Below are 10911 nucleotides of genomic sequence, written 5' to 3'. Positions count from 1 at the left end.
AAATCCATAAGGAGATTTTATGCGTTTTTATGAGACTATGTTTGTGGTTAAACCCACTTTAACACAAGAAGAAATCACTCAAAAGATTGATTTTTACAAAACAGCTATTATTAACAATAATGGCGAAATTAGCGCAACTTTGGATATGGGTATGCGTAATCTTGCCTATGAGATTAAAAAGAATAAACGTGGCTACTACTTTGTAATTTATTTTAAAGCAGAACCAAAGCTCGTTTTGGAATTAGAGCGTCTCTATCGTATCAATGAGGATATTTTACGCTTTATTGTTATCAAATACGACAGCAAAAAAGAGCAAAAAGCTTGGGAAGTTTTGGTAGATAGAGCAATCAATAATAAAAAATCTGCACCCCTAAAAGAAGCAGAAGAAAAAGCTCCTCAAGAATAAGGGCTTCAAGGATATTCAATGTTTAACAAAGTCATTTTAGTAGGGAATTTAACACGAGATGTAGAACTGCGTTATTTGCCTAGTGGTTCTGCGTTAGCCAAACTCGGACTTGCAGTCAATCGCCGATTCAAGAGACAAGATGGTTCGCAAGGCGATGAAGTTTGCTATATTGATGTGAATCTTTTTGGGCGAACTGCTGAAGTGGCAAACCAATACCTCAAAAAAGGCTCATCTGTGCTAATTGAGGGGCGGTTGGTATTGGAAAGTTGGACAGACAATACCGGACAAAAACGTAGCAAACATAGCATTACTGCTGAAAATATGCAAATGCTAGGTTCAAGAAGCGAAGGTGGGAACTACGGGAATAGCGGAGGTTATGGAGGCAATAGCTATCCAAATGATAATTATGGTGAAAACATACAAGGCGGTAATGGTGGCTACAACAACTATGAAGCGCAAAATACCCAACAAAATACCTCAAAACCTCAAAGATCTAAAGAGCCCGAAATCCCTGTAATTGATATTAACGATGAAGAAATACCATTTTAAAGGATAAATGATGGCAGAGAAAAAAAGATACTCCAAACGATATTGCAGATACACAGAGGCAAAAATTGATTTTATTGACTACAAAGATGTAGAAATGCTTAAGCATTCACTTTCTGAACGTTACAAAATTATGCCTCGTCGCTTAACAGGCAACTCTAAAAAATGGCAAGAGCGCGTAGAAGTCGCAATCAAACGCGCAAGACAAATGGCGTTAATTCCTTATATTGTGGATAGAAAAAGAGTGGTTGAAAACCCTTTTAAAATCTAATCCACGCCCCACACAAACAAACAAACCCCGCAAGGACGAAAACCAATGCGTCTATTGCTTCGCCCTTGCAAAGCCTCATTAAATTACAATAATCTATTATTTTGCATACAGAAATCTTTGGTATCGGAACAATTTTTGCTTAAGATTCTACAACTCTTATTTTAAGAAGTCAAAATGACAAGAAAATTTTTAAGTCTTGCGTTGGCAAGTGTTTTAGGTTGTGGAATCGCATTGGGTGCAGAGAGCAACTATAATACCACAAAGGGCAAAGAGAAAGTTGCGCACAATGGCGAGGTAGATTCTCCATTAAAGGAAAAAATTCGCAATGGGGAATTTGATAAATCTTTAGAGAGAATGAAAAAGGCATATGAGGAAAATAAAAACAATGAAGCCACAAAGGCAGTAGCCCCACCTGTAAGTGCTGTGTATATTCTACAAGTATGTTCCTCTGATGCTGGAGGGTGTGAATACATCAATGAGGGTCAAACAAGCACAAACTTGAATCACGGGGGAAGCACTTTTTATGTTATAACGGGTGTTAGAGGCTATGGAGGCAGGAACACAGATAGCGCAACTTTCGCAGGAAATCAAGCGACAATGATAGATTGTCAAGGTGCTGCTGGAAGTGATAATGTGGTGTTTGGTTGGTATGAGCAATGGGATATTTCCAAGCCTAGCAATACCAATGGCACATTTACTTACACAGCGCGTTCTATTAATGTTGGTCCCACAATGAGCACAAGCATTTATATTAAGTAAGGATTCCTATGCAAATTGGCACAAATCCCACTATGCGAGAAACTTCTCTTCTCTACCAAACAACGCAGAAACAGCAAGAGAATACAACTTCATTTGATATGCTTTTATCCTTACAAACAAATGCAAATAGCATAGATAAAAATCAAGAGATACAAGAGGAATCCCCGCAACAATTGCACGATTTTTTGAATTTAAATTGGGATGTTACAAATACTAAATCTTCTTTTATGGCTCTTGTCGGTATAGGACAAGCAGCTGCAATGGAATCAGCAAGGATTTATGGAACGCCTGATAAAAGCTTTGAGATTCTAAGGCAATGGCTTGGAGAAACGAATCCAAAAACAATGGAAAAAATTGTAGAAAACTCAATCAGTGCATTAGAAAACTACCAAAATGTGGGTGGATATTTAGATGAATTTGGGCATTGGAGTTCAAAGCCTCAATATCTCTTTGAAGCGGAGAAAAGTCAAGCCATTGATGTTTTAAGTGAGATTCTGCAAGGAATCAAAGCTTAAGATTCTCTCTTGCGTCTTGCTTTTCTGTCATTGCGAAGCCTCGTAAGAGGCTGTGGCAATCTATAATAATGCACTTCCTTAAAGATTCCATTGCTATATTTACTTTATGCTTGATTATGGATTTGCAGGTGTGGGCAGAACTTGCGGATTGTGCGCTTCGTCTAACGCTTCGCAATGACGCGGTGGTGTCTTTGCAAGATTTCATTTGTAGAATCCAATCCGCAATCCCGCAAAAAGAAAATCTTACAATACAATCACGACAACTAAAAAGCTAGATTCCATAACAACTATGTTACTATTTGATTCAATCAAACAATAATTTTGCAAAATCTACTTCTTTTGTTTGCAATTCTTACAAACTTCCGATACACTGAAACCTAAAACAAGGAAAAATATGGGATTAAACCTGCTCTATTGCGCGGCACAGGTAGGGCTTGAAGCAAAAATTGTAGAAGTGGAAGTAAGTTTTACACGCGCCCTGCCCTCTTTTAGCATTACAGGACTTGCGGGCAATGCGATTCAGGAATCCAAACAGCGTGTGCAATCCTCTTTACTTGCAAACAATTTCAAATTTCCTCCGCTTAAAATCAATGTCAATCTTTCCCCATCGGACATTCCCAAGCAGGGAAGTTTTTATGATTTGCCTATTGCCCTGCTGATTGCGCTCAATGGCACTTGCAACCTTAGTGAGATTACACGGCAAAATACAGATTCCAAACCCCCAAAAATCTTTGCCTTTGGAGAACTTGGACTAGATGGGCGCATTAAGGATAGCTCCTCTATCTATCCACTGCTTTTTTCTCTGCTAAGCAAACAATCCGATTCCCTCTTTTTGCTTCCCAAAGTTGCGCAAGGATTTTATTCTAAACTTCCCAATCTCAAAGCCTATTATGTGGATTGCCTCCAAGAGGCTATTGAGATTTTACAAAAATTACCACCTTTGGAATCGCACCCTTGCGACTTGCCCTTTTTGTGTCAAGAAATTGCGGGAGAGAAGTATTATTACACGCAAGAATTTCCACTTGATTTTTGTGATATTATCGGACAAGAACGCGCCAAACGCGCTGCACTCATCGCAACTTGTGGATTCCATAATCTCTTGCTTGAGGGCAGTGCGGGGAGCGGTAAAAGTATGATTGCTACAAGGATTCCTTATATTTTGCCACCTCTAACGCTCTATGAAATCTTGCAAATGGCTGCCAACACGCTTGAAATTTCTCCGCATAGACCCTTTCGCAATCCACATAATAGCGCAACAAAAGCGGCTATCTTAGGAAGTGCTGTGGGGCAAAATATCAAATCGGGTGAAATTGGTATGGCGCATCTTGGCGTCCTCTTTTTAGACGAGTTACCGCACTTTCCTAAAAGTGTTTTAGAATCCCTGCGTGAGCCATTGCAGAATCACTATTTCACCATTTCACGCCTACAAGCAAAAATCACTTGTCCTACGGATTTTATGTTCATCGGTGCGATGAATCCTTGCCCTTGTGGTAATCTTTTGAGCCTTAGTAAAGAGTGTCGCTGCAACCAAAAAGAAATTAATGCCTATAAATCCAAAATTTCCGAGCCATTTTGGGATAGACTAGATTTGTTTGTGCAAATGCAAGAAGGCAAACAAAGCACTCACCGCATAGATTCTAAGGCTTTGCAAAATTTAGTCTTAAAAGCCTTTGTATTCCAAAAACAGCGCGGACAAACTTGCTTCAATTCTCGCTTACAAGGTGTGGAATTAGAAAGGCTTTGCGTATTAGATTCTACCACAAAAGAGACTTTAGAAATTGCTTGTGAGAAATTTGGAATCTCCAAGCGCGGATACGATAAAATTTTGCGTGTGGCACGCACGATTGCGGATTTGGAATCTTCCACAAAAATTCAAAAAGAGCATTTGCTAGAGGCTTTGAGCTTTCGCAAAATATAATCATAAATGCAGATTCCGTGAGGATAGAATCTCGCTTGTAATTTTTGTATTTTGCGATTCCATTGTAAAGACTATTAAGTATGCAACATTATAGATTGCTTCGTCTCTCACTTTATTCATTCCTCGCAATGACGCAATGGTTTATTTCTGTCATTGCGAGAAAATTTGAAAAATTTTCGTGGCAATCCATAATCCAACATAAAGAAACCTTTGCATTTGCTTACTTTTTCCTACGCTCATCGTTGATTTTTTGGACTTTGATTAGCACTTCTACCATTGCTTGATATAATGTCTCTGGAATCTCCATATCCAAATCTACATCTTTATATAAAGCACGAGCCAAAGGAGGATTTTCTATAATTGGAATCTCATATTCTTTTGCAACTTCTTTAATGCGTTGAGCTAAAAAATCCGCACCTTTAGCCAAGACGCGTGGAGCGCGGTCTTTTTTGCTATCATAGCGCAGAGCAACCGCATAATGCGTAGGGTTTGTTACTACAACATCGGCACTAGGGAGATTCTGCATCATTCGCTTACGCGCTGCTTGAAACATAAGAGAACGAATCTTTCCTTTAACCTGCTGGTCTCCTTCCATATTCTTAAACTCATCTTTCACTTCTTGCTTGCTCATACGCAAAGATTTAAAATATTGATACCGCTTGATGAGATAATCCACGCTTGCCATTACCATAAAAAACGCCAACAAGATTCCAATTAGAATGATTGCCTTGTCGCGAAACCATAGCATTTGGTCGCCAATGGGAAACAAGGCAACGGTTGTAAGCTCGTGCATAAAGCCAATAAAAACAAAAAATGCAATAACAAAAGCGGTCATTACCTTAAAAGTAATCAAAAATCCGTCCAAAAGTTTTTTAAGTGAAATAAGATTTTTCATTCCGCTGATAAAATTAAGTTTTTGCAATTTGGGCTGAATTGCTTTTGCGGTTAGTAAAAATCCACTTTGCGCCACATTCGCCACCACACCAATAATCATTAGTCCAACAAATATAGGCGCAAGTAAATAAAGAATCTGAAAAACTAAAGAAATTGTGATAGACATTGCGTTTTCGCGCGTTAAATCTTGGGAGAATTGCTGATAGATTTGTTCAAACACATTGCTCACACCCTGCACCCAAAAGCTAAAACACAAAAAGATTAATACCAATCCCATTGTTAGCCCTAAAAAGGCATTAACATCGGGGCTTTTTAGGACATTTCCCTCCTCGCGCGCTTTCTCAATTTTTCGCGCGGAGGGAGCTTCGGTTTTTTCTTCTTCGTCTGCCATTTTATGCCTTTACCCTAGATTGCATTTGCATTAAAGCTTCTTGATATTCTTGTGGCGTATTGAGATTTTGTGTTTTGCTTTCATTGATTTCCACAAATTGTGCATCAATTTTTCCCAAAAGTCGCATAAGCTTGTAATCTCCTTGCGCAATTTGGGCTTGAATATTTACTAAAGATTCTAGTGTATAAATCCCAAGCAAAGGGTGTATTTTAGTGTTTTTAGCAAAAGTTGGTTTAGGATTCTTTGTAAAGGATTGCAAAAGCAACGCAATAGAATCGCAATCCAAAAAAGGCGTATCAATGCTTACCACAAACACATTGCATTGCAAAAACTCCAAAACGCTTTGCAAACCAAAAATGGGTGCAAATTGATGTTTGGGAGCATTTTGCCAATCCTGCACATTTGTTAAATCCGCACCACCCACAGGCAAATCCAAAATCGTAGTGATTCCTAATGTGTTTAAAATTTCAAACTTAGCAGAAAAATACAAACTAGAAAACCATTGGCTGAAATGTCTAGCTTGAAAATCTGCTAAAGTTTCTTGCTTTGCTAGGAATGTATTTCCCATTTTTAAATTTTGCTTTAGTTGCCCCATTCTTGTGCTTCTGCCACCACATAAAATCACACAAGGTATTGAAAATTTTGTCAAATCATCTCCTAAAATACAAAACAATTAAAAAATCAAGCTAAAGTTCTAGCAAAATTATATCTTTTTTCGTAGAAGTTTTGGTAGGATTCTAAACTTGAAACTCTAGGAGAAAGTGTGTTAGTAGATAGTTTTGGTAGAACCATTGATTATATGCGCATTAGTGTAACAGAAAGGTGCAATTTCCGCTGTGCGTATTGTATGCCAAATACGCCAATGAACTTAGGAGACGAAAGAGACGATGTTCCTTTGGAATCGGTGTTAAACTTCATCAAAGTTGCAATCCAAGAAGGGGTAAAAAAAATAAGAATTACCGGTGGAGAACCACTTTTGCGCTCTAAAATTGTTGAATTTATTGCACAAATTTGCGCCCTTGCCCCACAAATTGACATTGCACTCACCACAAATGCCTTTTTGCTTGCCCCACTTGCTAAACCACTAAAAGAAGCGGGTTTAAAGCGCATTAATATCTCGCTAGATTCCTTGCAAAAAGACAGAATCGTTTGCATTTCCAAAAGGGACGGATTAGAAAAAATCTTAGAGGGCATTGAAGCGGCGCACCAAGTCGGACTTAAAATCAAGCTCAATATGGTTCCCCTCAAAGGAATTAATGCGGAGGAGATTCTCTCTATCTTGGAATATGGTATTAAACGGGACATAATGGTGCGATTCATTGAATATATGGAAAATTCACACGCTAAAGGAGGAATCGCTGGATTAAAACTTGCTGAAATCTTAACAGAAATTCAAGCAAAGTATCGCACACAACTCTTTGAAAAAGAGATTATAGGTCCTGCAACACTTTTTAAGATTCCACAACAAGAAATTAAATCAAAATTGGGTGTAGAGTTAAATCGTGATTATGTTTTTGGCGTCATTGCGCCGCATAACGATGATTTCTGTAAAACTTGCAACAGAATCCGCTTAAGCAGTGAGGGCAAACTGATTCCCTGCCTTTATCACAACAATGCAATAGATATTAAAGAGGCAATGCTACAAGGCAATACACAAGAGATTCTCTCTCGCCTAAAACTTTGCATAGAAACCAAACCGGAAAAAAACGATTGGAATGAAAATGCAGTCTCCCAAAGAGCATTCTACCAAACGGGCGGATAAGCCTGTGGGATTCTGTGTTAAGTTTGACATTGTGTCCTTGCGAACAAAGTGAAGCAATCCTAATCTCGTGAAAAGTAAATCAAGCTATGGAATCTTTAAAGCTTTAAAGAAGCGCGATATTGTAGATTGCCTCGTCATTTGCTCCTCTCACTCCTTGTGATGACGAGGTGGCAAGTATTCCTGTATGCTTGATGATAGACTCTTTCATCTCTTGCAAAGATACAAAGGAATCCACAATCTTGATGAGGGCAATAAATGCTCTACACTTGCAAGGACAATTTACGCCCAATCCAATAAAATATTTTCAATCCGATTTTCCTCTATTTTTCTTTTGAGATTCTGCATTTTCTGTTCTCCATCAACAAAGAATCTCTCGTGTGTCTCACAAGCGATATAATCAATCTTCTTCCAAAGTCCAAGAGTTATAATTTTATCTATAATCTCAAATTCTGCCCCCTCTATATCAAGCTTTAGAAAATAAATTTTGGAATATTGACTTAGAATCTCTAAAATTACCTCTGTTAAGTCAAGAACCTCAACACCATAAGCTTTCTTAGAGGTATCGCCTCCCACGATTCTATTGCCATCGCTTAACAAACTATATTCCAAAAACTGCGTTGTATAATTTCTGTCTGAAACCGCATTTTGATAAAGAATCACATTGGGATTACCTTGATATTTGTTTCTCAAAAACTCCGCCAAATAACAATTAGGCTCAAATGCATAAGAAATCCCGCCACATTGCAAAATCATATCCGTTACAACCCCTTTATGCGCCCCCGCATCAATACAAATGGGCGAATGATTGCAAAGCGATTTTTGATAAGGCATTTTGTAAAAGATAAAATAATACCGATGTGGGACAGAAGCGTTTTGCAAACACAGATTCAAAAAATCTACTCCTTTGGAATCGCATAATGTGCGCCGTATTAGAATCTGTGTGTTGCGAAGCGCATTGCACTGATTTTTTACTTCTTGCAAAGATTTTTGTAAAACATCAGGCTTTATGGATTGCTTATGTTGTCGCACCTCCGCCCTAATGCTTGGAATCCTTAAAACAAAATAAAGGAGTCCTCCACACCACCAAAACTTACAGGCATTGATGAGCTCTTCTCCTAGACGATAACTCAAAGAGTTTTTAAGCTCTAAGGATTGGGGATAGTCTTTTAGGGTTTCAAGTTTGGGAAATTTCTATTGTTGGGAAGAGTTAGATTCTTTTTGATGGGTTGTTTTTATCTTTAAAAGCCTAAATAAAAGCCCCCGCTCTCTTATTGCTTTTTAGCATTTCTTGTCCTAGTTTATAGGCTAGATGATTTTTTGTTCTTTCAACTGCACTATTTGGATTCATTGTTGTAACTCCTTTTTAATGTCTCAATCAAAATGATGTGGAATTATGACATAAAAGAGAGAAAAATAGGGGAGTTTAGGGAAAAATAATTTTCTTAACGATAATTATTTTCCTTTAAGAGTTTCATCTGTATAATTCATCATCAAAAATTTAAGGAGATAACAATGAATAAAGTTGTTCAAGCATTAAAGCAAATTCAAGCAGATTCAGCTGTGTTTTATATTAAGCTTCATAATTACCATTGGAATGTTAAGGGAATGGATTTCCACCCTGTACATAGTGCATTAGAAGCAATGTATGATGAAGTAACAGAGCAAATGGACGAAGTTGCAGAGCGCATTTTACAAATCGGCGAGAAGCCTTATGTAACGCTAAAAGATATGTTAGCGGCTAGTAAAATCAAAGAAGACTCCAAAACAAGCTTTGATTCTAAGACTATTGTAAAGGCTGTTTTGCCCGATTATGAATATTTTTTAAAGTCTTTCAAGACACTTTCAGACTTGGCAGACGAAGTAAATGATAAGGGGACAATTTCTCTAGCAGATGAAAAAATTGCTAGTTTAGAAAAAGCAATCTGGATGCTTAAAGCACAACTTGCATAATCAATTCCTCCCCTTCTTCAACAAGGTTGCTAATTAAAATTTAGCAACCTCTTTTATTTGGTTTTCTTTTTCAAGCTTTAATTAAGATAAATAAATTATTCAAATACTAAAATATATAATATTTTAAAAATAAATTTTATATTATTCTATAATTTTTAGAACCCTAAAAGAAAGAAGGAGATTTTTATGAAAGCATCACTTGTTACAAAAATTGCAGCAACAATCGTGATAACATTTGTAATCATGATTAGCATTAGTGCAATTATGAATTATAGAAATACGATTGACGATTCGGCAAAAGTTTATCATTTGTTGCAGGAAAGTATTCTAAAGGCTTCCTATACAACAATAAATATTACTATGAACATTGAAGCAGAACAGCATTTGAAATTTTTGGCAGAGCAACTAAGCAACATTGACCGCCAAGATTTCGCCTCCGTCCGCAGAGCATTATCCAATGTCCAACACACCGTAAAATATCCCGATATTTGGGTAGTATATGAAGATAATGGGGATTTTATTGATGAATGGCTAGAGGACAAAGTGCCCGTTAGTTTTAGTAATACTCTTACTCCAATCCCCTCAACATACAAAGATATGCGAGAGGCTCTATGGTATATCCAAGCCAAACAAAAAGGTGGATTTATTGTAACACCCGCCTATCTTTCTAAAAGCGGCAAACTCGCGGGAAGACATTTAGCTACCGCTGCATTGCCATTTCACAGAAATGGAAAATTTGCTGGAGTGATTGCGGTAGATATTCCTTTGGATTTATTTCAAGAAAGATTCAAAAACTTTGATACTCCGGATTTTCCAAGTCTAAATATTTATATCCTAGACCAAAATGGCGAAACCGTATCTCACGAGATTCCAGAGCTTGTCCTCAACGGAAAAGAAACGCCACAAGAAATTGCAATAACGCAAGCGGTTAAGAAAAATCCACACGGCATCATTAATCTAGTAGATCACACAAACACAGAGAGAATTGCACACTACCAAACAATGCCTTTTGGTTGGATTATGGTTGCAAGTGCAAATTATGAAGATTATACGGCAGCGGCGAATATCACTGCTTTAAAAAACTTAGCAATTAATGCTTGTTTAATTCTTGTCGGCTCTATTATACTTTTCTTTATCATTAAGATTTTCTTGAAACCGTTAGCACAAATCACACGAGGCTTAACCCACTTCTTCTCCTACCTCAACCACGATACAAAAACAGCAAATCTGATTCAAATCAAATCCAATGATGAGTTTGGAACGATTGCAAAAGAAATCAACCAAAACATTCAAAACATTCAAAAAGGTTTAGAAAAAGATGAAACAGCCATTGCTCAATCTGCACAAACAGCTAAAGCAGTAGAAAATGGAGACTTAACAGCAAGAATCATAGAGAATCCTCACAATCCACAGCTGATAGAATTAAAGAATGTGTTGAACAATATGTTGGATGTTTTACAAAAACAAGTGGGTTCTAATATGAATGAAATCCATAGAGT

13 protein-coding genes are annotated in these 10911 nt (G+C 37.4%); 9 read left to right on the top strand and 4 right to left on the bottom strand.

Annotation, left to right across the window (positions count from 1 at the left end):
- The first annotated feature begins 19 nt into the window (after positions 1 to 19).
- From rpsF to BS85_RS0109045, 5 genes are all read left to right on the top strand, one after another.
- Positions 20 to 406: a 30S ribosomal protein S6 gene (rpsF, locus tag BS85_RS0109065; protein WP_026944505.1), complete on the top strand. Its 387-nt coding sequence runs from the start codon at positions 20 to 22 to the stop codon at positions 404 to 406.
- 18 nt (positions 407 to 424) lie between these two features.
- Complete coding sequence (locus tag BS85_RS0109060; RefSeq protein WP_026944504.1) at positions 425 to 955, top strand: single-stranded DNA-binding protein; 531 nt, start codon at positions 425 to 427, stop codon at positions 953 to 955.
- A gap of 10 nt (positions 956 to 965) precedes the next feature.
- Entirely contained in the window at positions 966 to 1223 is a 258-nt protein-coding gene (gene rpsR / locus BS85_RS0109055) for a 30S ribosomal protein S18 (RefSeq protein WP_026944503.1), read from the top strand.
- A 174-nt stretch (positions 1224 to 1397) separates the two neighbouring features.
- Complete coding sequence (locus BS85_RS0109050) at positions 1398 to 1982, top strand: DUF4879 domain-containing protein (protein WP_026944502.1); 585 nt, start codon at positions 1398 to 1400, stop codon at positions 1980 to 1982.
- Positions 1983 to 1990: 8 nt separating this feature from the next.
- The gene (locus tag BS85_RS0109045; RefSeq protein WP_026944501.1) at positions 1991 to 2497 is read left to right on the top strand and encodes a hypothetical protein; all 507 of its coding nucleotides are present in this window, start codon (positions 1991 to 1993) and stop codon (positions 2495 to 2497) included.
- Here BS85_RS0109045 and BS85_RS11635 read toward each other — a convergent pair.
- Positions 2487 to 2702, bottom strand: a complete 216-nt coding sequence (locus BS85_RS11635) for a hypothetical protein (RefSeq protein WP_156938121.1) — start codon at positions 2700 to 2702, stop codon at positions 2487 to 2489. The two genes, BS85_RS0109045 and BS85_RS11635, sit on opposite strands and share 11 nt — an antisense overlap.
- 189 nt (positions 2703 to 2891) lie before the next feature.
- On the opposite strand from BS85_RS11635, the gene BS85_RS0109035 reads away from it, so the two are divergent.
- The gene (locus tag BS85_RS0109035) at positions 2892 to 4415 is read left to right on the top strand and encodes a YifB family Mg chelatase-like AAA ATPase (RefSeq protein WP_026944500.1); all 1524 of its coding nucleotides are present in this window, start codon (positions 2892 to 2894) and stop codon (positions 4413 to 4415) included.
- Positions 4416 to 4635: 220 nt separating this feature from the next.
- Here the strand turns inward: BS85_RS0109035 and flhB are convergent, their stop codons facing one another.
- The gene (gene flhB / locus BS85_RS0109025) at positions 4636 to 5700 is read right to left on the bottom strand and encodes a flagellar biosynthesis protein FlhB (protein WP_026944499.1); all 1065 of its coding nucleotides are present in this window, start codon (positions 5698 to 5700) and stop codon (positions 4636 to 4638) included.
- A 1-nt stretch (position 5701) separates the two neighbouring features.
- Entirely contained in the window at positions 5702 to 6349 is a 648-nt protein-coding gene (locus tag BS85_RS0109020; RefSeq protein WP_026944498.1) for a molybdenum cofactor guanylyltransferase, read from the bottom strand.
- Positions 6350 to 6463: 114 nt separating this feature from the next.
- On the opposite strand from BS85_RS0109020, the gene moaA reads away from it, so the two are divergent.
- Complete coding sequence (gene moaA / locus BS85_RS0109015; RefSeq protein WP_026944497.1) at positions 6464 to 7462, top strand: GTP 3',8-cyclase MoaA; 999 nt, start codon at positions 6464 to 6466, stop codon at positions 7460 to 7462.
- A gap of 279 nt (positions 7463 to 7741) precedes the next feature.
- Here the strand turns inward: moaA and BS85_RS10950 are convergent, their stop codons facing one another.
- Positions 7742 to 8593 (bottom strand): FkbM family methyltransferase, encoded by an 852-nt coding sequence (locus tag BS85_RS10950; protein WP_051604772.1) that lies wholly within the window; start codon positions 8591 to 8593, stop codon positions 7742 to 7744.
- A 381-nt stretch (positions 8594 to 8974) separates the two neighbouring features.
- Here BS85_RS10950 and BS85_RS0109000 point away from each other — a divergent pair, with 381 nt between their 5' ends.
- Together BS85_RS0109000 and BS85_RS0108995 are read left to right on the top strand one after the other, a co-directional pair.
- On the top strand, positions 8975 to 9412 hold the full coding sequence (locus BS85_RS0109000; protein WP_026944494.1) for a Dps family protein: 438 nt from the start codon (positions 8975 to 8977) through the stop codon (positions 9410 to 9412).
- Positions 9413 to 9598: 186 nt separating this feature from the next.
- Positions 9599 to 10911: PDC sensor domain-containing protein (locus BS85_RS0108995; protein WP_026944493.1), on the top strand; the 1313-nt coding region annotated here is incomplete at its 3' end.

Origin of the sequence: Helicobacter rodentium ATCC 700285 (genome assembly GCF_000687535.1) — a bacterium.
Lineage (GTDB): Bacteria > Campylobacterota > Campylobacteria > Campylobacterales > Helicobacteraceae > Helicobacter_D > Helicobacter_D rodentium.
Note: the sequence above shows the minus strand (reverse complement) of the source record. Positions and strands in the feature narration are given on the sequence as shown.

Excerpts from the sequence above, each read along its gene's own strand:
- BS85_RS0109035 (WP_026944500.1), top strand. The coding sequence starts at position 2,892 with ATGGGATTAAACCTGCTCTATTGCGCGGCACAGGTAGGGCTTGAAGCA.
- BS85_RS0109045 (WP_026944501.1), top strand. The coding sequence starts at position 1,991 with ATGCAAATTGGCACAAATCCCACTATGCGAGAAACTTCTCTTCTCTAC.
- BS85_RS11635 (WP_156938121.1), bottom strand. The coding sequence starts at position 2,702 with ATGAAATCTTGCAAAGACACCACCGCGTCATTGCGAAGCGTTAGACGA.
- BS85_RS0109050 (WP_026944502.1), top strand. The coding sequence starts at position 1,398 with ATGACAAGAAAATTTTTAAGTCTTGCGTTGGCAAGTGTTTTAGGTTGT.
- rpsF (WP_026944505.1), top strand. The coding sequence starts at position 20 with ATGCGTTTTTATGAGACTATGTTTGTGGTTAAACCCACTTTAACACAA.
- BS85_RS0109060 (WP_026944504.1), top strand. The coding sequence starts at position 425 with ATGTTTAACAAAGTCATTTTAGTAGGGAATTTAACACGAGATGTAGAA.
- BS85_RS0109000 (WP_026944494.1), top strand. The coding sequence starts at position 8,975 with ATGAATAAAGTTGTTCAAGCATTAAAGCAAATTCAAGCAGATTCAGCT.
- rpsR (WP_026944503.1), top strand. The coding sequence starts at position 966 with ATGGCAGAGAAAAAAAGATACTCCAAACGATATTGCAGATACACAGAG.
- flhB (WP_026944499.1), bottom strand. The coding sequence starts at position 5,700 with ATGGCAGACGAAGAAGAAAAAACCGAAGCTCCCTCCGCGCGAAAAATT.